Source organism: Klebsiella sp. GFKo11 (genome assembly GCF_056490265.1).
This window is the reverse complement of record NZ_CM151369.1, coordinates 4,990,273-5,011,494: the sequence shown is the minus strand read 5'-3', so window position 1 is coordinate 5,011,494 and position 21,222 is coordinate 4,990,273. Positions and strand designations below refer to the sequence as shown.

20 protein-coding genes are annotated in these 21,222 nt (G+C 56.0%); 7 read left to right on the top strand and 13 right to left on the bottom strand.

The features are described 5' to 3' along the window. The first annotated feature begins 54 nt into the window (after positions 1–54). From AC07P6_RS24155 to ecpA, 5 genes are all read left to right on the top strand, one after another. Entirely contained in the window at positions 55–723 is a 669-nt protein-coding gene (locus AC07P6_RS24155) for an EcpB family pilus assembly chaperone (protein WP_478314884.1), read from the top strand. Positions 724–748: 25 nt separating this feature from the next. Further along, positions 749–3,274, top strand: coding sequence for a CS1-pili formation C-terminal domain-containing protein (locus AC07P6_RS24150; protein WP_478314883.1), 2,526 nt, complete (start codon positions 749–751; stop codon positions 3,272–3,274). 16 nt (positions 3,275–3,290) lie between these two features. Continuing rightward, positions 3,291–4,907 carry a fimbrial adhesin EcpD gene (ecpD, locus tag AC07P6_RS24145; RefSeq protein WP_434664212.1) on the top strand — a complete coding sequence of 539 codons (1,617 nt, stop codon included), beginning with the start codon at positions 3,291–3,293 and terminating at the stop codon, positions 4,905–4,907. Further along, on the top strand, positions 4,876–5,580 hold the full coding sequence (locus AC07P6_RS24140; protein ID WP_478314882.1) for a fimbrial biogenesis chaperone: 705 nt from the start codon (positions 4,876–4,878) through the stop codon (positions 5,578–5,580). Before ecpD ends, AC07P6_RS24140 begins: the two co-directional genes overlap by 32 nt. A gap of 305 nt (positions 5,581–5,885) precedes the next feature. After that, positions 5,886–6,503 (top strand): common pilus major fimbrillin subunit EcpA, encoded by a 618-nt coding sequence (gene ecpA, locus AC07P6_RS24135; RefSeq protein ID WP_478314881.1) that lies wholly within the window; start codon positions 5,886–5,888, stop codon positions 6,501–6,503. Positions 6,504–6,680: 177 nt separating this feature from the next. Here the strand turns inward: ecpA and AC07P6_RS24130 are convergent, their stop codons facing one another. The 4 genes from AC07P6_RS24130 to AC07P6_RS24115 are packed head-to-tail and all read right to left on the bottom strand — an operon-like array spanning position 6,681 to position 9,745. Then, positions 6,681–7,364, bottom strand: coding sequence for an amino acid ABC transporter permease (locus tag AC07P6_RS24130; protein WP_478314880.1), 684 nt, complete (start codon positions 7,362–7,364; stop codon positions 6,681–6,683). After that, positions 7,354–8,106, bottom strand: coding sequence for an amino acid ABC transporter permease (locus AC07P6_RS24125; protein ID WP_478314879.1), 753 nt, complete (start codon positions 8,104–8,106; stop codon positions 7,354–7,356). The genes AC07P6_RS24130 and AC07P6_RS24125 overlap by 11 nt, the downstream gene beginning before the upstream one ends. Continuing rightward, the gene (locus AC07P6_RS24120) at positions 8,103–8,921 is read right to left on the bottom strand and encodes an amino acid ABC transporter ATP-binding protein (RefSeq protein WP_478314878.1); all 819 of its coding nucleotides are present in this window, start codon (positions 8,919–8,921) and stop codon (positions 8,103–8,105) included. The genes AC07P6_RS24125 and AC07P6_RS24120 overlap by 4 nt, the downstream gene beginning before the upstream one ends. Positions 8,922–8,935: 14 nt before the next feature. Next, the gene (locus tag AC07P6_RS24115) at positions 8,936–9,745 is read right to left on the bottom strand and encodes an ABC transporter substrate-binding protein (RefSeq protein WP_110273847.1); all 810 of its coding nucleotides are present in this window, start codon (positions 9,743–9,745) and stop codon (positions 8,936–8,938) included. A 788-nt stretch (positions 9,746–10,533) separates the two neighbouring features. Between AC07P6_RS24115 and AC07P6_RS24110 the strand changes: the two genes are divergently transcribed. Next, positions 10,534–10,710, top strand: coding sequence for a hypothetical protein (locus AC07P6_RS24110; protein ID WP_110273846.1), 177 nt, complete (start codon positions 10,534–10,536; stop codon positions 10,708–10,710). Between the two features lie 119 nt (positions 10,711–10,829). On the opposite strand, the gene AC07P6_RS24105 is transcribed toward AC07P6_RS24110, so the two are convergent. The 5 genes from AC07P6_RS24105 to AC07P6_RS24085 all read right to left on the bottom strand — a co-directional run bounded on the left by AC07P6_RS24105 (position 10,830) and on the right by AC07P6_RS24085 (position 15,415). Next, positions 10,830–11,525 (bottom strand): ABC transporter ATP-binding protein, encoded by a 696-nt coding sequence (locus AC07P6_RS24105; protein WP_182236609.1) that lies wholly within the window; start codon positions 11,523–11,525, stop codon positions 10,830–10,832. Next, entirely contained in the window at positions 11,518–12,300 is a 783-nt protein-coding gene (locus AC07P6_RS24100; RefSeq protein WP_182236611.1) for an ABC transporter ATP-binding protein, read from the bottom strand. Before AC07P6_RS24100 ends, AC07P6_RS24105 begins: the two co-directional genes overlap by 8 nt. Next, positions 12,287–13,336 carry a branched-chain amino acid ABC transporter permease gene (locus tag AC07P6_RS24095; RefSeq protein WP_478314877.1) on the bottom strand — a complete coding sequence of 350 codons (1,050 nt, stop codon included), beginning with the start codon at positions 13,334–13,336 and terminating at the stop codon, positions 12,287–12,289. The genes AC07P6_RS24100 and AC07P6_RS24095 overlap by 14 nt, the downstream gene beginning before the upstream one ends. Next, on the bottom strand, positions 13,336–14,235 hold the full coding sequence (locus AC07P6_RS24090) for a branched-chain amino acid ABC transporter permease (protein ID WP_112214060.1): 900 nt from the start codon (positions 14,233–14,235) through the stop codon (positions 13,336–13,338). Before AC07P6_RS24090 ends, AC07P6_RS24095 begins: the two co-directional genes overlap by 1 nt. A 73-nt stretch (positions 14,236–14,308) precedes the next feature. After that, complete coding sequence (locus AC07P6_RS24085; protein ID WP_180349664.1) at positions 14,309–15,415, bottom strand: ABC transporter substrate-binding protein; 1,107 nt, start codon at positions 15,413–15,415, stop codon at positions 14,309–14,311. On the opposite strand from AC07P6_RS24085, the gene AC07P6_RS24080 reads away from it, so the two are divergent. Next, positions 15,408–15,551: a hypothetical protein gene (locus tag AC07P6_RS24080; RefSeq protein WP_478314876.1), complete on the top strand. Its 144-nt coding sequence runs from the start codon at positions 15,408–15,410 to the stop codon at positions 15,549–15,551. The genes AC07P6_RS24085 and AC07P6_RS24080 overlap by 8 nt on opposite strands. Positions 15,552–15,811: 260 nt before the next feature. Here the strand turns inward: AC07P6_RS24080 and eutC are convergent, their stop codons facing one another. The 4 genes from eutC to AC07P6_RS24060 form a co-directional block, all read right to left on the bottom strand. Beyond that, the gene (eutC, locus tag AC07P6_RS24075) at positions 15,812–16,588 is read right to left on the bottom strand and encodes an ethanolamine ammonia-lyase subunit EutC (RefSeq protein ID WP_478314875.1); all 777 of its coding nucleotides are present in this window, start codon (positions 16,586–16,588) and stop codon (positions 15,812–15,814) included. Then, positions 16,585–17,973 carry an ethanolamine ammonia-lyase subunit EutB gene (locus tag AC07P6_RS24070; RefSeq protein ID WP_478314874.1) on the bottom strand — a complete coding sequence of 463 codons (1,389 nt, stop codon included), beginning with the start codon at positions 17,971–17,973 and terminating at the stop codon, positions 16,585–16,587. Before AC07P6_RS24070 ends, eutC begins: the two co-directional genes overlap by 4 nt. A gap of 11 nt (positions 17,974–17,984) precedes the next feature. Then, a complete protein-coding gene (gene eat, locus AC07P6_RS24065; RefSeq protein ID WP_478314873.1) occupies positions 17,985–19,364 on the bottom strand; it encodes an ethanolamine permease in 1,380 nt (459 codons plus the stop codon). Positions 19,365–19,732: 368 nt separating this feature from the next. After that, the gene (locus AC07P6_RS24060; RefSeq protein ID WP_478314872.1) at positions 19,733–21,115 is read right to left on the bottom strand and encodes a glycoside hydrolase family 28 protein; all 1,383 of its coding nucleotides are present in this window, start codon (positions 21,113–21,115) and stop codon (positions 19,733–19,735) included. Positions 21,116–21,222 lie beyond the last annotated feature (107 nt).

Below are 21,222 nucleotides of genomic sequence, written 5' to 3'. Positions count from 1 at the left end.
TCTGTCATATCAGGCGGGGGAGTTTTCCCCGCCTTTTTCACGGATGGAATTCTGATGAAAAATCGCATTCTGGCCCTCGGCCTGTTTCTCTGCGCAATTCCGCCGGCTATGGCGCTTGACGTCGGTGATATCTCCTCGTTTATCAATAGCGAAGCCAGCGTGCTGAGCAAAGAAATTAAAAATACCACCGACAGCGGGCGGCTGATCAATATTCACATTGAACGCCTGACGACGCCGCTGGAAGGGGGAAAAGTTATTCCGATGGAGAGCAAAGAAGAGCTGTTATTAACGCCCGCCAGCCTGCTGCTGCCTGCACAATCCAGTGAATCGATTCGCTTTTTCTATAAAGGTCCGGCGGATGAAAAAGAGCGCTATTACCGCATCGTCTGGTTCGATCAGGCCTTAAGCGACGCACAGCGTAATGGTGGTACCCGCACCGCGGTGGCTACCGCTTCAGCCCGTATCGGCACCATTCTGGTTGTGGCGCCGCGCAAGGTAAATTTCCGCTATCAATACAACGACGGAAAGCTGGTGAATACCGGTAACGCCACGCTACGAATTCTGTCCTACGGCCCATGCCTGAAGGCCTCTGACGGTAAAGAGTGCAAAGAGAGCTACTTCCTGATGCCTGGGGATGGCCGTCGTTTTACCCGCGTCAATGTCGCGGATAAAAAAGGCCGGGTTGCGCTCTGGCAGGGCGAGCAGTTCGTGCCCGTAAAGTAACTGTCTAATATAAACGGATAAGGATATGTCCTCACTTTGGAACGCCTCTGGCCTGCGAACGATCCTTGCCTCCGGTTTTGTTATTGTTTTCACTCCCTTCAGCGTTGGCGCAGCCCCTGAACCGGTACGACAGATTGGCGGCGTAATTATTCCCCAGGCCTTTGGTCTGGCGCTGCGTGACGGAATGAGTATCCCGCTGTTCACCCATCTCGAAGGTAGCTCTGGCACCCAGGATGACCAGCGGCTCGGCAGTGCCTTTATCTGGATGGATGGTGGGGCACTGCGGATCCGCCAGATCCAACTGGAAGAAAAAGAAGAGAACGCGACGCTCAATGCGGCGACCCGGCAGTTACTCACTGAGATAGCTGATGCTCCCTTTAGCGACGATCTGCGTATTTCCCTGACGCCGGATGCCCGGCTACAGTTCGATCTGCGCCGCCTGCTGTTACAACTGGTGGTGAAAAAAGAAGCTCTGGGCACCGTACTGCGTTCGCGCAGCGAAGATATCGGTCAGTCCAGCGTCAATAAAATCAGCAGTACCCTGAACTACAACCTCGGGGTGTATAACAACCAGATGCACAACGGCGGGGATAGCACTTCCAGCTACCTGTCGCTGAACAGCGTAAGCGCCTTACGCGAACACCATATCGCGCTTGATGGATCGGTTTACGGTGTCGGTACCAGCAACCAAAACAATCAGCTGTATAAAGCGATGTATGAACGGGATTTTTCCGGCCACCGCTTTGCCGCCGGAATGCTGGATACCTGGAACCTGCAATCGCTGGGGCCAATGACCGCCGTTTCGGCAGGGAAAATTTACGGTGCCTCGTGGGGTAATCAGGCCAGTTCGACGGTATTTGATAACACTCAGTCGGCGACGCCGGTCGTGGCTTTCTTATCTGCGGCGGGGGAAGTACACCTGTCGCGTGATGGGCGGCTGCTGAGCGTACAGAACTTCGCCATGGGTAACCATGAAGTGGATACGCGCGGGCTACCGTACGGGATTTACGATATTGAAGTGGAAGTGATCGTCAACGGTCGCTCGGTCAGTAAACGCACTCAGCGAGTCAACAAACTGTTCAGCCGGGGACGCGGAGCTGGTGCGCCGCTGGCCTGGCAGTTCTGGGGCGGCAGCTTCCATATGGACCGCTGGTCGCAGGACGGCAGAAAAACGCAGCCCGCGAAAGATAGCTGGCTGGCAGGGGTTTCGGCATCGGGGTCGTTGCGTACCCTCACCTGGTCGGCATCGGGCTACGGCTATGACACCAGCACCGTGGGTGAAGCGCGGTTTAGCCTGCCGCTGACCAGCATGATTAACATCAACATGCAGAACATGGTGGCCAGCGACAGCTCCTGGAGCAGCATCGGTAGCATCAGCGCTACGCTTCCCGGCGGCTTCAGCTCGGTCTGGGTGAACCAGGAAAAAACATCGATTGGCGACACGCTGCGGCGCAGCGATGCCGATAACCGTGCTATCGGCGGATCGCTAAACCTGGGGTCTCTGTGGTCAAAGCTGGGAACCTTCAGTATGAGCTACAACGACGACCGCCAAAACAGCAGTCACTACTATACGGCGGATTATTACCAGACGCTTTATAGCGGCTCTTTTGGTTCGCTGGGACTGCGTGCGGGCATCCAGCGTTTTAATAATTCAGGTTATAACAACAATACTGGCAAATATATCGCGCTCGACCTTTCCCTACCGCTTGGCAACTGGTTGAGCGGCGGGATGTCGCATCAGAACGGCTACTCGACGGCCAACCTGTCCGCGCGTAAGCGGTTCAATGGAGGTGCGATCCGCACCATCGGGGCCAACGTCTCGCGGGCAATTTCCGGCGATACCGGCGATGACAAAACTCTCAGCGGCGGGGCCTATGCGCAGTTTGAGACGCGTTATGCCAACGGTACGCTGAACGTGAACAGCGGCGCGGACGGCTATGTGAACACCAACCTGAACGCCAGCGGCAGCGTGGGTTGGCAAGGGAAAAACATTGCCGCCAGCGGCATGAGTGAAGGCAATGCGGGGCTGATTTTGAACACCGGCCTGGAGGATGACGCTCAGCTAAGCGCGAAGGTCAACGGACGTATTTTCCAGATCTCCGGCAAGCGCAACTATCTGCCGCTATCGCCGTACAACCGTTATGAAGTGGAACTCCAAAACAGCAAAAACTCCCTCGACAGCTACGACATCGTGAGCGGGCGTAAAAGCCGCCTGACGCTCTATCCGGGAAATGTGGCGGTGCTTGATCCGGAAGTGAAGCAGATGGTGACCGTTTCCGGACGTATTCGCGCAGAAGACGGCACGCTGCTGGCCAATGCCCGCATTAATAATCATATCGGGCGAACTCTTACCGATGACAACGGTGAGTTTGTGATGGACGTTGATAAAAAATATCCGACCATTGATTTCAGTTACGGCAAAAACCAGAGCTGTGAAGTGGCGCTGGAGTTAAGCCAGGCGCGAGGTGCGGTGTGGGTAGGTGATGTGGTCTGTAGCGGCCTTGCGACCTATGCCAGCGTGCAGCTGACAGGAGAAGGTAATGAAGGCTAATTGGTTGGTATATTTAATGATGTTAACGGCGACGCTGTGCGCGGCGCGGGTTAACGCTGCAGTAACAAAAACCGTCAGATCCGACGCAGCGACTATGCAGTTTGTCTTTGTGGAAAATAACTCGGACGATAACTATTTCGTCACGCCCGGCGGTGGGCTGGATCCGCGAATGACCGGGGCGAACCGCTGGACCGGACTGAAATATAACGGTTCGGGCACCATTTATCAGCAGAGTCTGGGCTACATTGACAATGGCTATAACACCGGATTGCACGCCAACTGGTACTTCGATATGTGGCTGGAAAATTCGCCAGCCGTTAATCCACTGCTTGGCTTGCGATGCATCAACTGGTATTCCGGTTGCGATATGGCAACCAGCCTGATCCTGCCGCAAACTACCGATGCCAGCGGCTTTTATGGCGTGAAGGTGACCAGCGGTGGGCAAAAATGGATGCACGGCATGATGTCCGACTCTTTTTATCAGGCTTTGCAACAGACCCCGGTCGGTGGGAACTTGACGATGACGATGAATTCTTGCACGACTTCAGTTAGTTATGATGCTAATAGCGGAGGTCGATGCAAGGATCAGGTTTCAGGAACCTGGTATGTGCGTAAAGTAAGCCACACTAAAGGTGGGCATCTGAAGCTGGTAAATACCAATGCACTTGCTGAAGTCTTTATTAACAGTGATGGGATACCGACTATGGGTGAAGGCAATGCCGATTGTCGGACGCAGACTATCGGAACCCGTTCCGGGTTGAGCTGCAAAATTGTGAACTACATTTTGCAGCACAATGGCCTCAGCAATACCTCTATCCATATCTTTCCGGCTATCAGCAACTCGTCGCTGGCTTCTGCGGTGGGTAACTATGATATGCAGTTTAGTCTAAATGGTAGTTCGTGGAAGCCGGTTAGCGGCACCACTTATTACTATAATTTCAATGATATGAAATCATCTGATTCAGTGTACGTTTTTTTCTCCAGTAATTTTTTTAAAAAGATGGTGCAACTGGGGATGAGCGATATTAATACCAAGGATTTGTTTAACTTTCGTTTTCAGAACACCATCTCACCGGAGTCTGGCTGGTATGAATTTTCCGCCTCCAACACGATCATCATTAAACCTCGTGATTTTGGCGTCAGCATTATTTCAGATGAGTACACCACCGCGCCGACGCGTGAAGGGAATGTGGGAAGATACGAACCGTCGCTGGACTTCGGCTATATTGTCACGACCAGCGGTAAAACTGCCGCCGACGAAGTACAGATTAAAGTGAAGGGACCGACGCAGGTTATCGGTGGGCGCTCTTACTGTGTTTTTAGTTCATCAGACGGCATGACCAAAGTACCTTTTCCGGCGACGCTGGTGTTTACCACTCAGACCGGGACAACCAAAACTTACGATGCCGGTTGTGATGATACCTGGCGTGATATGACCGATGCATTATGGTTAACCACCCCGTGGAACGATATTTCCGGCGACGTGGGGGAGATGGATAAAACGACGGTGAAGTTTTCCATTCCAATGAATAACGATATATCGCTGCGCACGGTGGATAATGACGGCTGGTTTGGTGAAGTGAGTGCTTCAGGAGAAATCCATGTTCAGGCGACGTGGCGTAACACTAACTAATTTGCTGCGGATGCTGCTCTGCCTGCTGGTGCTGGGATTCGTGAGCGCGGCGCAAGCTATCTCCGTCGGTAATCTCACCTTTTCGCTGGCGGCTGAAGATAATTTCGCATCTAAACGGGTTATTAATAACAATAAAAGCGCGCGCCTTTACCGGGTCTCGATCGTCGGCATCGATCGTCCCAGCGGCAAAGAGGTACGTTCCCGCCCGGCTGACGGCGAACTGCTGTTTGCCCCGCGTCAGTTAACCTTGCACTCTGGAGAGAGTGAATATTTTAAATTTTACTACCACGGTCCGAAAGACAATCGCGAGCGTTATTACCGGGTTTCATTTCGTGAAATTTCGACCCGAAATTACGTGATACGCAATAAAAGTGGGACAGCGGTGAGTATGGATCCGGTGGTGGTGATGGACACCATCCTGGTGGTGCGCCCACGCCAGGTACAGTTTAAATGGGACTTTGACCGGGCCGCGGGAACCGTCAGCAATACCGGCAATACCTGGTTTAAGCTGCTGATTAAGCCCGGCTGCGATTCGACAGAAGAAGAGGGCGATGCCTGGTATTTACGGCCTGGCGATATCGTTCGCCAGGCGACGCTTCGCCAGCCGGGGAATCACTACATCGTCTATAACGAGAAATTTATTAAAATGACCGATGATTGCAAGGTGAAGTGATTTTTTAGCACCGTAAATATGTGAGCAGATATAAAAGCAGGATAACTATACCCGTCATACTTCAAGTTGCATGTGCGTTGGCTACGTGCGTTCACCCGAATCACTTACTTGAGTAAGCTCATCGGGACTCTCTTACTTGCCGCCTGCCTGCAACTCGAATTATTTAGGGTATAAAAAAGAGGTGCTGCTTAGGTGGAGCTGTATTCATTGTTGATTTAACCATTTTTATTGAATTCGCGTATTAATGATTAATACGTATGGAGATGGGGTGCTATGCCCTTAATTTTTACTCAGGATGAAATGTAATGAATAAAAAGATGATTGCTGTTGCCCTGGCTGCAACGTTCTCTGGTATCGGCGTTGCGCACGCCGTTGATACCACGGCGCAGGCAGTGGCGACCTGGCCTGCTACGGCGAAAAAAGACACCACCAGCAGGCTGATTGTCACGCCGCTGGGCAGCCTGACCTTCAACTATGCGGAAGGTATCAAGGGTTTTAACACCCAGAAAGGCCTGTTTGATGTCACTATCGCAGGGGAAAGCGGTGCTACTGACTTTAAACTGACATCCCGTCTGGTGGCTAACACCCTAACCCAACTGGACACTTCTGGCTCAACTCTGGATGTTGGCGTGGCATATAACGGCGTTGCCGTTGAGAAAACTACCGACACCAAAATGATTGATACGGCGGTTGGCATTCTGGGCGGCAATCTTAGTGCGCTTTCAGGCGGTTACAACCAGTCTGGCCGCACCAGCGCCCAGGATTTTTTCACTTTCTCCATCATCAAAGGTACCACTGACGGTACAACGGAAGTCTCGGACTACAGTATGTTGCCGGACGGTATCTGGAGCGGCGACGTCAGCGTACAGTTTGATGCCACCTGGACGAATGAATTCACTCTTCCTCCGGGCCGCGTCGTGTAATTAGTCGATTTTTTTGTTGTATAAGAGCGGGGGGATTTTCCTCCGCTTTTTTCACCGACGAAATTCTGATGAAAAGTCTTATTCCGACCACCGATCCGTTTCTCTGCGTCATTCACGCTGAAGTCCGCGTTAAAGCGACGTGGCGCGATATCCATTCACCGCGCCATGTCGAATGATTTACCCGGCCACTCTTGCATACCGACGATTGGCCAGCAGGCTCAGGCCGCAGCACAGCAAATAATAAACCGCGCCGGTAAAGACAAAAATCGCCAGCGGGTAAATCTGCACCCGGTTATTCACCTGTCCAGCGACGGTGGTCAGTTCCGGTACGTTGACGATAAAGGCCAGCGAAGTGTCTTTGAGCAGGCCGATAAATATCCCGACCAGTGACGGCTGAACATTGCGTAAAGCCTGCGGCAGCAGAATCAGGCGCAGCGTCTGTCCGGGAGTAAACCCCTGCGTTAGCGCGGCTTCATACTGCCCGTGGGGCAGCGATTGCAGGCCAGCCAGTACCGAGTGCATCACCGAGGCGGCGGTAAACCACGCCAGCGCTACCGTGACGGTCACCGCCCCAGGCAGATCGCTGCCGGTAAGCATTGGCAGCAGATACCACAGCCAGAAAATCACGAAAATCAGCGGGATGCCGCGAATAATCTCCGCCCACAGAAATAATAACCGGCGCACGATCCCGTCATAACGCCAGGCGATACCCGCCAACAGCACCCCGCCGGGCAGCGCCAACACGGCGGCGCCGGTAGCCATCAGTAGCGTCAGCACCACGCCGCCGGGAATACCGTCCGCCAGTCGTCCCCACAGCAGATAGTCGAGGTTATCGACAATCACCGCCAGATTAGCGTTCATACCCGGCTCTCCTTTGCTGATGTTTTCCCGGACCGAAACGCGTCAGCGCCACGCCCATGACCACGCCAAGCGCCAGATACAGCACGGTGCCGACGGCAAAGGCCTCCAGCGCATGCGCGTTGTAACTCTCAATTTGCCGCACCTGATAGGTGAGTTCGGCAAAGCCGATGCCGCTCGCCAGCGAAGAAAGCTTCATCAGGTTCAAATACTGGCCGATAATTGGCTGCCAGGCGTTCGCCAGCCCCTGCGGCAGCAGAATGTGGCGCAGCTCCTGCCAGGGCGTTAACCCCTGCGACAGCGCCGCTTCCCGCTGGCCGTGGCTAACGGCGCGCAGCCCGGAGGCGATCTCCTCAATCAGAAATGCCGAGGTAAAGACCCCAAGCCCCCACATCGAGCAGAGAAACTCCGGCGTCAGCCACCAGACGTTGCCCGGCAGAATCGACCAGCTATGTTCGTCGTTGATAAAATCCCGCGCCCCAAGCGGAAGCAGATTCCAGGCGGCGAAATACCAGAACAGCAGTTGAACCAGCAGCGGTGTATTGCGAAACAGCGAAACCCAGGCCGCCACCAGCCAGCGTCCGGGCCGACCGCCGCCGAGGCGTAGCGCCAGCAGCAGAATGGCAAGTATCGTCGCCAGAATCATCCCGGCGACGCTCACCCAGACGGTGGTGAGAAAACCGGAGATTATCCATTGCAGCGGCTGCCCGCTCAGCACGCCGTGCCAGTCGAGATGCGGGATCACGCCTCACTCTCCTGGTGCAGCGGGTCGAGCACCTTTTGCAGAAAACGACGGGTGCGGGCGTGCTGCGGTCGGGCGAAGAACTCGGCCGGCGGCGCGACTTCGAGAATATCGCCGCCGTCGATAAACACCACCCGGTCGGCAATTTCGCGGGCGAACTGCATCTCGTGCGTCACCACCACCATAGTGATCCCGCTGTGGGCGAGGGCTTTCATCACCTGCAAGACTTCACCGATCATCTCCGGATCCAGCGCCGACGTGGGTTCATCGAACAGAATGATTTGCGGCGAGGAGGCGAGGGCGCGGGCGATCGCCACCCGCTGCTGCTGGCCGCCGGAGAGCTGGGCGGGCATCTGCTGCGCTTTATCTTCGAGACCAACCTGTTTGAGCAGCTCTAACGCGCGTTCGCGGGCGGCGCTTTTGCCCCAGCCGTGAACCCTCTCCAGCGCGAGGCTGATATTCTCCTGCGCCGTCAGGTGGGCGTAGAGATTAAACTGCTGAAAGACAAAGCCGACCCGGCTGCGCAGCTGGCGCAGGGCGCTGCCGGTGAGCTGACGCGTGGGTTTGCCGTCGATCAGGATCTCGCCGCCGCTGAGGGATTCCAGCTGGTTGATCAGGCGGATCAGGGTTGATTTGCCCGATCCCGAAGGGCCGAGGATCGCCACCACTTCGCCGGGTTCGACCTGTAAATTAACGCCGTTCAGTACCCGATGATCGCCGTAGCTTTTGGCGACATCGCGGAACTCAATACTGGCGCGATGCAGATGCGAAAAATCCGCGGACGATGCCGCGGAGCGTGAAAATAGAGCCGATAACATAATGTATTTTCTGCTTATTTAGCTTCGATAGTAAAGGCGCGCGGCTGCGGGGTTTTGGTGCTCGGGCCAAACCAGACGTCGTAAATTTTGGCCGCTTCGCCGGATTTCTCCAGGTTTACCAGCTCGTCGTTCACGGCTTTCAGCAGAGCCGGTTCGCCTTTCTTCACACCGACGCCAATCTCTTCTTTGCTCAGCAGGTCAGGAATGATTTTGAAGTTCGCCTTGTCCGGCGCTTCCGCCAGCAGCCCGGCGAGAATGGTGCTGTCCTGAGTGATCGCCTGCACGTTACCGTTGCGCAGGGCGGTCAGCGCCAGCGGAATATCGTCATAAGAGAGCACGCGAGATTGCGGGAAACGCTGATGCAGCGCCTGCTCGCCGGTGGTGCCTTTTACCGCGCCGATACGTGCTTTGCTGTAATCATCAAGTTTATCCGCTGATTTGGCCGGGACGAGGAACTGCTGGCCGGTCACGAAGTATGGCGTTGAGAAATCAATCACCTGCGCGCGTTCCGGGGTGATAGTGATATCGGCGACGATCAGATCGGCTTTACCGGATTGCAGCAGCGGAATGCGGTTAGCCGGGTTAGTAGCGACCAGCTCCAGCTTCACGCCAAGCGATTTTGCCAGCGCTTCGGCGAAGTCCACGTCGTAGCCGACGATTTTATGCGTTTTCGGGTCTACCGAGCCGAAAGGCGGGTTGGCGTCGAAGGTGGCGACTTTGACCACCCCGGCGGCTTTGATATCGGCTAATTGATCGGCCTGAGCCTGCGCGGCGAGCACCAGAATGCCCAGCGCCAGCGCGATTTTTGTTTTTGCAATGCGCATAATTTATCCCCTGAATCCCTGTTTTGTTTTGTGTTAATCACGCTCCCACAAATTGACCCTCTGCGGCAAAGAAGAAAAAGTTCTTATCTATAACGAAAAAGAACTTAACAAAATTGTGGATATTGTTTATCCGGTTCTGTGCTACCAAACTGGGGACAAGTAGCCCGGACAGGTGCGCAGCACCGCCTCCGGGACGGTGTTATAGGAGTTCCGTTCACCGCTATTTCGCAGAAAATGTCTCACCGTGGTACGTGAACGGGTAAAGGGGGAGAAAACCGTCTCCCCCTTTACAATCCCCGCGGTCCCGCAAAGAAATCGGTGCTGCGCACTGCGCTCACCTCCCGGTCCTCAGCCTGCGGTCGGCTCAACTCGACACTACTCGTCCCATCCCTGGGACTCGCCCCTCCGGGGCCAGCGCAAGCGCTGTTCAAAATTGCTCCGGGCAATTTTGTCCATGTCTCGATTCGCCTCTGTCCGCCATCCATGGCGTCCAGCCCTTGTCTTCGGACCTCCGGTTCGCCGATTTCAGCGGGGGCCAAGGCATCGCTGCGAATTTTTCTGTTTCAGGAGGATTCAGTTGCTGCATGAAAATCTTCCCGGAGGCGGCGCTTGACGCGCCTGTCCGGGCTACCAAACTGGGGACAAGTAGCCCGCACCGCCTCCGGGAAGATCCTCTCACCCCTAATATGCATCCCGCAGAATTACAAATCAGGAATTGATATTTCCCGCCCGCCGTCAACTGTGGTTGAAATAGATGCAAGCAAAACGCTTCCCGACGGAGGAGAAAAATGAAAGTGGCACTATGGCAACGCATCACGGGCTGGCTGGCATCTTTATCTAACGGTGAAGCCGGGCAGCAGGATACCCAACGCATGATGGAGGCGATATTACCGGTCGCCAGTCTCTATGGAATCGATCTCGGTAACGTGGAAACAAGGTGGTTTCGCCATGATAAAACATACTGAGCGGCGCAGGACGCGTGAAGCCTACTGGAATGAGGTGTGCTTTGTGTAGCGAGAGGCTGTTTGCGGTTGCGGCGACGCAGGAAGCGATGCCGCAGCCATGAACAGCTTTGTTTTTCGTGTTAACCGCCGAGATACATCCGCTTAATTTCCGGATTCGCCAGCACCTCCGGGGCCGGGCCGGAGAGCATAATCTTCCCATTCTCCAGCACATAGGCGCGATCGGCGATAGTCAACGCTGCCGTGGCGTTCTGCTCTACCAGCAGCACGGTAATATTCTCCTCCCGCAGTTGCTTAATCGTCGCGAACAGCTCACCGACAATTTTCGGCGCCAGCCCGAGGCTTGGCTCATCAAGCATCAGTAAAACCGGTTCGCTCATTAACGCTCTGGCGATAGCCAGCATCTGCTGCTCGCCGCCGCTCATGGTGCCCGCCATCTGATTACGCCGCTCTTTGAGCCGGGGAAACAGGCTGTACATCCGATCGCGCAGCCGGGTAAACCCGGCGAGATTGTTGTAAGCCCCCATGCGCAGATTTTCTTCGATAGTCAGGTTAGTGAAGATGCGCCGCCCCTCGGGTACCAGCGCCAGCCCCCGACGCACGATCTGGTGCGTCTGGCTGCGGGAAATATCCTCGTTGAGAAACTTCACCCGCCCTGTGGAACGCACCAGATTGACGATACCGTTGAGGGTTGAGGTTTTCCCCGCGCCATTGCTGCCGATTAAGGTCACGATCTCCCGGTCGTTGATATCAATATCAACGCCTTTCAGTCCCTGAATCACACCGTAAAACACTTTTAATTCGCGCGCGCTAAGCATAACGGACGTCCCCCAGGTAAGCGGAAATCACCTCCGGATCCTCAATGGCTTCGGACATCAGGCCGCTAAACAGCGGTTTGCCGTACTCCAGCACCATCACCCGCTCGCACAGCTTGTTGACGAACGGCATGTCGTGCTCAATCAACAGCACGCTGAGCTGGTAGTCGTCACGCATACGGAAGATCAGATCCGCCAGATCTTCCGTCTCTTTCGGGTTCATCCCGGCTGCGGGTTCATCGAGCAGCAATAATTTAGGCGACGTCGCCAGCGCGCGGGCGATCTCGACCTTACGCTGGTTGCCGTAGCTGAGGTTAGTGGCCTGCATATCGGCGAAATGGGCGATGCCGATATCGTCCAGAATCGCCATCGCCCTGGCCTTCGCCGCTCGTTCAGCGGGGAAATAGCGGCCAATATGCAGCGCCGCTTCCAGTAGTGAATAGCGGCTGGCGCTATCAAGGCCAACCATCACGTTTTCTAATACCGTCATCGAGTTAAACAGGCGGATATTCTGAAAGGTGCGGGCGATCCCGGCGTTGACCACCCGGTTCGGCTTCAGCCCTTTCAACGATTTTCCCGCCAGGGTCACGCTGCCGCTGGTCGGTTTATAGTTGGCGGTAATCACGTTGAACATGGTGGTTTTCCCCGCGCCGTTGGGGCCAATCAGGCCAAAAATTTCCGCCTCGTCGACGTGGAAACTGACGTTGTCGATGGCTCGCAGCCCACCGAACTGCATGGTAACGTCCTGCACCTGTAAAATGACCTTATTTTGCGCCATAGCCACGGCCCCTTTTACCCACCTGCCAAATCTCTTTTTTGCCCAGCAGACCTTCGCGGGCGAACAGCATGATGATCAGCAGCAGCAGCGAGAACACCACCATTCGCAGTCCCGGATATGCCCCGAGATCGTGACCGAAGAACTGGAGTGGCTGGTCGAGAAAGCGTAGCCACTCGCCGCTGCCGACTACCAGCACGGTACCGAGCAGCGCGCCGGTGGTGCTGCCGAGACCGCCGAGAACGATAATAATCAACAACTGGAAGGTGAGCATAAAGTCGAACAGGTTCGGCGATATGGTGGTCAGCAGTGATGCCAGCAGGCCGCCGCCGATCCCTTCAAAGAATGCGCTGGTGGCGAAAGCACAGGTTTTAATCCGAAACGTGTATACCCCCATGGCGATGGCGGCGTCTTCATCGTCGCGCACGGCTTTCATCATTCGCCCGTATTTCGACCACACCAGCTGCAAAATCATCCCGGTCGCCAGCAGGGCGAATAGCCCGCACCAGAACAGCAGATGCGGCTGCTGGGGGATGTCGTTGAGGCCAATCGCGCCGTTGGTGATCTGCGGATTGTTAATGGCGAGGATTTTAATAATAAAGCCGAAGCCGAGGGTGACGATGGCCAGGTAGTCGCCGCGTACGCGGAATACCGGCAAGGCAAGGCACACCGCCAGCGCCGCCGCGCACAGGCCGCTGATAAGCAACGCGGGCAGGAAACTGGCGTGCAGCACGAGGATCCACGGGCTGGGAGCGGCCATCTCAAACATATCCAGCTTGCTGTCGTTAGAGAGAATCAATAAAGCGGTGACGTAAGCGCCGACCGCCACAAAGCCGTTGGGCTCCAGCGACAGCTGGCCGGTGACGCCGTTGATCAGGTTGTAGCTGACCGCGAGGATCATAAAGACAAAAATGGTGCTGATGACGCGAATAATATAGTCGTTGAAGACCACGTTGATCCCGGCCAGCAGCGCAATACAGATAACAATAATGACCAGGTTGCGCAGCTGCGCCCCGGCGGTCGTTGTCGCGTTGAGCATCAGAAACGGCTCCTTTCCAGACGTTCATCGCCCATAATGCCAACCGGGCGGAATAAGAGGACCAGAATCAAGAACATAAAGGCGAAGGCGTCTTTGTAGCCGCCCAGTTCGGGGAATAGTGCAACCGCGACCACTTCGGTAAAACCGAGAATAAAACCGCCTAACACCGCGCCGGTAACGCTGCCTATCCCGCCAAGCACCGCGGCGGCAAAGGCTTTCAGGCCAATCAGCACGCCCATCAGCGGGTCGATGGTCGGATAGCTAATCGAGTAGAACACCCCGCCCAGCGCCGCGAGGCTGCTGCCGAGAGCGAACACCAGCGAGATAATACGGTTGGCGTCGATGCCCATCAGACGCACGGTATTGACGTCGAAAGCCACCGCGCGGATCGCCATCCCGTAGCGAGTGCGGTACAGCAGCCAGAGGATCGCCAGCAGCAGCAGAACGGTAATCAGCGGTACGATCCACGCCACGTTGGTGATAATGACGTCGCCAAAGGCGCGGGTGTTGTTGAAGAATTCCGGGGCGGCGAAAAAGCGCGAGCTGCCGCCAAACAGCACGTTGAACAGGTTTTCGAGGAAGAAGCTGACGCCGATGGCGGTGATCAGCATCGAGATTTTTGATGCCTGGCGCAGCGGACGGTAGGCCACCCGGTCGATAAGCATCCCGAACAGGCCGCACAGCGCGAGAGTCAGGAAAACGGCTACCCCGAAGGGTAGCCCAATAGAAGAAAATAAAAACAGGGTGGTAAACGCCCCGACCATCATGACGTCCGCATGGGCGAAGTTGATCAGGCGCAGCACCCCGTAAACCATCGTATAGCCGATGGCAATCAGGGCGTACATGCCCCCGAGGCTCATTCCATTGACCACTTGCTGGAGAAAAATGGCACCATCCATCTAATATCTCTCTTATCTACCCTAAATAATTCGAGTGACAACCAACGCACATGCAACTTGAAGTATGACGGGGTTAAGGATTGACTACGGTACGGAACGCCAGCTTGCCATCCTTCACTTCGTTGATGACCGCGCTGCGGATAGCGTCGCCGTTTTGCAACGTCAGGGTGCCGGTCACGCCCTGGAAGTCCTTGGTGGCGCGAATTTTTTCGTTAACGCAAACCCGGTCGTGCGGGTCGCTGCACTGGTTCATGGCGTTGATAATGACGTTATACGCATCCGCCGCCATTGCGCCCCAGGTATGGGTCGGCTGCTGGTATTTCGCTTCCCAGGCTTTGATAAACACCTCGCCCGCTGGCGTTTGCTCTTTGGCGTTCGGCGAGTAGTAGTCGGTGGTCATATAGCCGTTGACCGCATCTTTGCCGACGTCAAAAAAGACCTGATCCGCCGCCAGACCATCGCCGCCGACCACCGGTTTGCTCAGCCCCAGCTGTTTCGCCTGTACGGCGATAAGCGCCCCTTCGGTGTAGTAAATCGGCATATAAATCATGTCGACGTTCTTCGCTTTCACGCTGGCCAACTGGGCTTTAAAGTCTTTGCTGCCGCCGGGGGCCTGAACTTCGATAGGAATGGTGCCGCCGTTTTTCAGGAACTGAGTGCGGAAGGCCTTCGCCAGGCCGACGGAGTAGTCGTTGCTGCTGTCGAAGACGATGGCGGCGGTTTTGGCTTTCAGGTCGCGGGAGGCGAGGTTTGCGCCAACCACGCCCTGGAAGCTGTCGGAGAAGCAGACCCGGCTAACGTAAGGGTGGTTGCGGGTGACGCGGTCGTTGGTGGCGGTCGAGGAGACCAGCGGCGTTTTGCTGTCGTCGGCGATTTTGGTCATCGCCAGGGTATTGGAGGAGGTGACTTCGCCGATCACCGCGTCGACTTTATCGCTGGAAACCAGGCGCTGCATGGCATTAGCGGCTTCAACCTTGTCGCTCTTATCGTCAATCACAATAAGCTTAACGGTATCGCCATTTTTTAATGTCGGGGTAATGCTCTGAATAATATCCAGCCCTTTTTGTGATGGCTGCCCGTAGCCGCTCAGCGCGCCGCTCAGCGGCAATACTACGCCGATTTTAATTTCAGCCGCCTGTGCGCTATTCGCCCCGATCAACGCGGCAACCAGCGTGGCCATTAAAGACGCTTTCCCGGAAAATTTTTTCATTGCTACCTCACCGTCGGTCGATTATTTATCTTTAACCATCAATGACTGCATAACATTGAGAAATAATTCGCCACATGAGTTGGCGAATTATTGGTTGTTATTTTGAATAGATAACGAGATATATTTGGTATACAGATTTACCTTACAACGTTCGTTTCATTTTTACTCATGCAATATTCTTATTACCTACAGGGGAAGGATATGAGAGTGATGACAAAACTATTTTGGCTACGGCGCTCGCAATTTGCCGGGTGGCGGCTGACGCCTTACCCGGCCTACAAAACCCGCAATTTCAGCACGTGCCAGAATATAATATTCAGCTGCGCCAGGAATATTAAAAATCTATTCTTCTGCTCGCGTGGCCAATTATTTTAATTGGCTCAAAGGTTTTATTTTTCCATGCAGCGCCGGATTATCGCTTTCATCTTTCAGGCGCACCCCGGTTAGCCGTCGTAAAAAGGCCTGCTCCAGCAGCCAGGCCAGCTTAAATGCGGCGGCATCATAGCTCAGCCCCTCCGGGCGAATATTGGAAATACAGTTGCGCTCCGACTCCAGCCGCTGACGATGCGGCTGCCAGGTCAAATAAACGCCAAGGCTATCCGGCGAAGAGAGCCCCGGCCGCTCGCCAATCAGAATCGCTACCGCTCTGGCCTTCAGCGTTTCGCCAATATCATCGCCCAGCGCGACCCGCGACTGGTGCGCGAGCACCACCGGAGCAAGGCTCAACCCAAGCGTTTCCAGATAGGGAAGAAGGGCACGGATCAGCGGCAGCGCCTGACGCTGCACGGCGTATGACGACAGCCCATCTCCAACCACGATTAGCAGGTCGGCGGGACGCACGCCGCTGGCGGCCAGATCGGCGCGGCTCGTATCGTTCAGGCGTCGTCCCAGATCCGGGCGATTCAGATAAACATGCCGATCGCTGGCGGCGCTGTGGACGGTCAGCGAAGAGAGGCCTAAATCCGCCAGCGACTGTTCTAACTGCTCGCTGGCGAAGGGCTGGTGGATGGCATCGCGCGCCCTGGCGTGAGCGAGGCCGAAATTGAGCACTTCTCGGGTCGGCAGGCTCGCGCCGCTACGACCCAGCGCAATCCGCGCATCGGTAAATTCACGCAGCGGGTTCCAGGCGTCGGGAGGATTCATACCGGTGCTCCTTGCGGCAGGACGGAAAGTAGCGGATGGCGGGCATCGGTCAGACGCAGCGCGCCGTGGCGGTCAATAATCTGCATCTTCGCCAGCCAGTCGGCAAACTCCGGCGCATGTTTTAAACCCAGCAGGCGGCGGGCATACAGGGCATCGTGAAACGAGGTGCTTTGATAGTTGAGCATAATATCGTCAGCCCCCGGTACGCCGATCAGGAAGGTCAGTCCGGCGGTGCACAGCAGCGTCAGCAGGGTATCCATGTCGTCCTGATCCGCTTCGGCATGGTTGGTGTAGCAGACGTCGCAGCCGATAGGCAGCCCCATTAGCTTGCCGCAGAAATGATCTTCCAGCCCGGCGCGGATAATCTGCTTGCCATCGTAGAGATATTCCGGGCCGATAAAGCCTACCACCGTATTGACCAGCAGCGGCTCAAAATGGCGGGCGACGGCATAGGCTCGGGCTTCGCAGGTCTGCTGATCAACGCCGTGATGGGCATTGGCGGAAAGACAGCTGCCCTGACCGGTTTCAAAATACATCACGTTGTTGCCGAGCGTGCCGCGATTCAGGCTGAGCGCCGCTTCCCGGGCCTCCTGCAGCAGCGCCAGATTAATGCCGAAACCGCTATTGGCGGCCTCGGTACCGGCCACCGACTGAAACACCAGATCCACCGGCGCGCCGCGCTCAATCAGCTGTAAGGTGTTGGTGACGTGGGTCAAAATGCACGACTGGGTGGGAATAGCGAATCGCTGAATAATATCGTCGAGCATATGGTTAAGCTGTGCCAGTACCGGCAGGCTGTCGCTGGCCGGGTTAATACCGATCACCGCATCCCCCGCGCCGTACAGCAGGCCGTCGAGCATACTGGCGGCGATCCCTTTCATATCATCGGTGGGGTGATTCGGCTGCAGGCGCACGCTGAGATGCCCCGGCAGGCCAATAGTGTTGCGAAAACGCGTGACGACCCGGCATTTGCTGGCGGCGAGGATCAGATCCTGGTTACGCATCAGCTTGCTGACCGCCGCCGCCATCTCCGGGGTTATCGCCCTTGCGACCTGGCGTAGTGCCGCCTCGTCGGTGGCATCATCGAGCAGCCAGTCGCGAAAATCGCCGACCGTCAGATGGCGAATCGCCGCGAAGCCCTGGCTGTCGTGGGTATCGAGTATCAGCCGGGTCACTTCATCCTGCTCGTAGGGAATCAGCGGATTAGCGAGAATTTCCGTCAATGGCACCTCCGCCAGCGCCATTTTTGCCGCCATCCGCTCTTCGGCAGACTCGGCGATAACCACCGCCAGCGCGTCGCCGGAACGTGCCGGGGAGGCTTTCGCCATCAGTGTCTTCAGACTATCAAAACGCCATACTTGGCCCGATAGCGTGGTTTTATACATGTGTCGACTCCTCAGGAGATCGTGCGCAGCTGCGGATCTACCGCCGCGCTCGCGCGGGCACCTGCGGTCTTGCGAAACCACAGATAGCCGCCGAGCATCATGGCGGCGAAAATCAGCGCCAGCAGCGGGTTGTACCAGACCATCGCCACCAGGCAGAGTACCGCCATCGCCAGGGCAAAGGCGGGTGCCCAGGGGTAGAGCGGTGCGCGGAACGGGCGAATCAGCTTCGGCTCGCTGCGGCGCAGTTTAAACAGCGCCGCCATCGAGGTGATATACATAACAATAGCGCCAAATACCGACATCGTGACGATACAGGCGGTCAGCGGCATCCCGCTAATGGTGATCAGCGAATCAGAGAAGATGGCGGCGATACCGACCACGCCGCCTGCGAGGATCGCCAGATGCGGCGTGCGGGTACGGCGGTTCAGCGTTGCCAGGCTGGCGGGAAGATAGCCTGCGCGCGCCAGGGAGTAAATCTGCCGTGAGTAGCCCATAATAATCCCGTGGAACGACGCCACCAGGCCGAACAGCCCCAGCCACACCAGCATATGCAGCCAGCCGCTGCTGTTGCCAACCACCATTTTCATCGCCTGCGGCAGCGGGTCGTTGATATTGGACAGCGTCCGCCAGTCGCCGACGCCCCCGGCAAAGACCATCACGCCAATTGCCAGTACGGTCAGGGTCAGAATGCCGCCGCCCAGCGCTCGGGGAATGGTGCGCTGCGGGTCTTTAGCCTCTTCGGCGGCCATCGATGCGCCTTCAATCGCCAGAAAGAACCAGATAGCAAATGGGATTGCGGCAAACATGCCCGGCAGCGCCAGGCCGCTGAAGCTCTCCGCGCCCGCCCAGCCGTTAGCCGTAAAGTGACTCCAGGAGAAGCCCGGGGCAACCACGCCCATAAACACCAGCAGCTCGAAGATGGCCAGCAGGGTGACCACCAGCTCAAAGGTGGCGGCGATCCCGACGCCGAGAATATTCAGCGTCATAAATATGAGGTAAGCGCCGCAGGCCACCCATTTTGGGTCCAGCGCCGGAAACTGTACGTTAAGGTAGGCGCCGATAGCCATGGCAATGGCGGGCGGGGCAAAGACAAACTCAATCAGGGTCGCGAAGCCGGCAATAAAGCCGCCGGTCGGGCCAAAAGCGCGGTAGGCGTAGGCAAAAGGCCCGCCTGCATGCGGAATAGCGGTGGTCAGTTCGGTAAAGCTAAAAATAAAGGCGCAATACATGGCGGCAATCGCCAGCGCGACAATCATAAAGCCCAGCGTCCCGGCCTGGGACCAGCCGTAGCTCCAGCCGAAATACTCCCCGGAAATAACCAGCCCCACGGCAATCCCCCATAAGCGGAAACTGCCGAGCGTTCTTTTTAGCGTTGTGGTTTGCTCTGTCATTTTCGTTGCCTCGCCAGATAAAGATATCCAGATGACTGCAAAGAGAGTGCCAGGTCATACCACTTATAAACGCTGTGGTTTAAGAACCTATCCCATTAGGGCTATCTTATTTGCCAGTTTGGCCCTGGGCAGTGCTCAGACAAAACTCACCGAGTTTTGAACGCCCTTCAGGGCGGCCCGAAGGGTGAGCGGAGCGAATCATCCTCACGTACTACGTGTACGCTCCGGTTCTTGCGCGCTGTCCGTGTCCAAACTGCCTGCAACGATTACGCCTACTGGGATAGGCTCTAAGCCAGTGACGATCAAAAAAAGGGCAGACCACACCCGGCGGAAGAGTCGCCGTGGTGCAGCTGCCCGCAAATGTAGCGTTACTGGTGAACGATGGCCCCCGCGTCTTTTTGAATCGCCGGGCCTTCTTTCACCTGCAGATTAAGCCCTTTGGTCTCCAGCTCGGCATTACGAATGCGCAGGCCGTGGGCGGCTTCGATATTGACGTTGGTAAAATGGAAACCGCTCAGCGGCGCTTCCGGGGTGCCGATAATGTAGGCTGCCGCTTTGCTGGCACCAGTCGAAGTTAAGTTCTCAACGGTGATATTGCTGAAGTGCGGGGTTTTGTATTTGTCGAACGGCTGTTTCGGATCGCTGTCCGGCGGATAGATCTGTTCGCCGAGGGTAAATCCGCCCGCCTGTAGCAGCTTATCGACTTCGGCCTGCACAATCGGCGCGGCTTTGTAATAGGCGGAGAAGACCAGCGGGACTTCGACGTTATGCATTTTGGTATTACGGTAAACGATGTTTTTCACCTCGCCGCCCTTACCGCGCGGGCTTTTAATGCGGATACCGTACATCGAACCTTCAAAGGTATTATTTTCCACCAGCACATTGTTCACACCACCCGCGCTCTCGCTGCCGATGGAGATCCCTCGCCCCTGCTTCAGGGTGTTATCGGCGATATAGATATTATCCACCACGCCGTCCGGGAAGCGCGAGTCAGCTTTCTCGGCCTTAATGGCGATATGGTCGTCGTTACAGTCGATATAGTTGTTGGTAATACGGATATTCTGGCTATCAATAGGGTCGATGGCGTCGGTATTCGGCGCATGCCACGGCGAAAGAATACGCGTGCCGTTGATATCGACATCGTGCGCGTAGCGGGTGACTACGTGGAAGCTGGGTGAATGGGTGAGGGTCACGCCGTCAATCAGCACGTTGCTGGAACGGGTGATGTAAATCAGTCGTGGCCGATCGGTGCCGCCTTTTTTGCCTGTCGCGCGGATATTCTCACGCCAGCGCTCCCACCACACCGCGCCCTGACCATCGATGGTACCTTCGCCGACGATAGCCACGTTTTGCGCATCAGCAATGCTGATAAACGGCAACCAGCCATTTTCCGCTTCGGCGTATTTAGTTTTGTCATCGCCACGGTAAGCGGCAACTTCGGTAGAAGCGACTAAAGTCGCGTCTTTCTCCAGCTTGAGCTGAATATTGCTCTTCAGGAACAGCGGGTTGGTCAGAAAGTTACCTTTCGGCACCAGTACCGTCCCACCTCCGGCGGCGGCGCAGTCATCAATCGCCTTTTGAATCGCGTCGGTATTGAGCGCGATTTGCAGTCGATGGCCTTCAGCGCCGTACTGAGTAATGTTGCAGACTTTATCGGGAAACTTAACCGAGGTGGCGGCCTGCGCGGCATGCAGCGGCAAAATGCCGACAGCTACAGCGGCGGCCCACAGAGGTAAGGTGCGGGTTGACATAGAATTATCCTTTTATGGTTTGTTGTTTTGTAAAATTAGCACCATTGTTTTGATTTTGTGGGTGCGGCGATCACGGTTTGCAATTTGTCGGTATTCTGCCCATACGC

Excerpts from the sequence above, each read along its gene's own strand:
- AC07P6_RS24155 (WP_478314884.1), top strand. The coding sequence starts at position 55 with ATGAAAAATCGCATTCTGGCCCTCGGCCTGTTTCTCTGCGCAATTCCG.
- AC07P6_RS24150 (WP_478314883.1), top strand. The coding sequence starts at position 749 with ATGTCCTCACTTTGGAACGCCTCTGGCCTGCGAACGATCCTTGCCTCC.
- ecpD (WP_434664212.1), top strand. The coding sequence starts at position 3,291 with ATGATGTTAACGGCGACGCTGTGCGCGGCGCGGGTTAACGCTGCAGTA.
- AC07P6_RS24140 (WP_478314882.1), top strand. The coding sequence starts at position 4,876 with ATGTTCAGGCGACGTGGCGTAACACTAACTAATTTGCTGCGGATGCTG.
- ecpA (WP_478314881.1), top strand. The coding sequence starts at position 5,886 with ATGAATAAAAAGATGATTGCTGTTGCCCTGGCTGCAACGTTCTCTGGT.
- AC07P6_RS24130 (WP_478314880.1), bottom strand. The coding sequence starts at position 7,364 with ATGAACGCTAATCTGGCGGTGATTGTCGATAACCTCGACTATCTGCTG.
- AC07P6_RS24120 (WP_478314878.1), bottom strand. The coding sequence starts at position 8,921 with ATGTTATCGGCTCTATTTTCACGCTCCGCGGCATCGTCCGCGGATTTT.
- AC07P6_RS24115 (WP_110273847.1), bottom strand. The coding sequence starts at position 9,745 with ATGCGCATTGCAAAAACAAAAATCGCGCTGGCGCTGGGCATTCTGGTG.
- AC07P6_RS24110 (WP_110273846.1), top strand. The coding sequence starts at position 10,534 with ATGAAAGTGGCACTATGGCAACGCATCACGGGCTGGCTGGCATCTTTA.
- AC07P6_RS24105 (WP_182236609.1), bottom strand. The coding sequence starts at position 11,525 with ATGCTTAGCGCGCGCGAATTAAAAGTGTTTTACGGTGTGATTCAGGGA.
- AC07P6_RS24100 (WP_182236611.1), bottom strand. The coding sequence starts at position 12,300 with ATGGCGCAAAATAAGGTCATTTTACAGGTGCAGGACGTTACCATGCAG.
- AC07P6_RS24095 (WP_478314877.1), bottom strand. The coding sequence starts at position 13,336 with ATGCTCAACGCGACAACGACCGCCGGGGCGCAGCTGCGCAACCTGGTC.
- AC07P6_RS24090 (WP_112214060.1), bottom strand. The coding sequence starts at position 14,235 with ATGGATGGTGCCATTTTTCTCCAGCAAGTGGTCAATGGAATGAGCCTC.
- AC07P6_RS24085 (WP_180349664.1), bottom strand. The coding sequence starts at position 15,415 with ATGGCCACGCTGGTTGCCGCGTTGATCGGGGCGAATAGCGCACAGGCG.
- eutC (WP_478314875.1), bottom strand. The coding sequence starts at position 16,588 with ATGAATCCTCCCGACGCCTGGAACCCGCTGCGTGAATTTACCGATGCG.
- AC07P6_RS24070 (WP_478314874.1), bottom strand. The coding sequence starts at position 17,973 with ATGTATAAAACCACGCTATCGGGCCAAGTATGGCGTTTTGATAGTCTG.
- eat (WP_478314873.1), bottom strand. The coding sequence starts at position 19,364 with ATGACAGAGCAAACCACAACGCTAAAAAGAACGCTCGGCAGTTTCCGC.
- AC07P6_RS24060 (WP_478314872.1), bottom strand. The coding sequence starts at position 21,115 with ATGTCAACCCGCACCTTACCTCTGTGGGCCGCCGCTGTAGCTGTCGGC.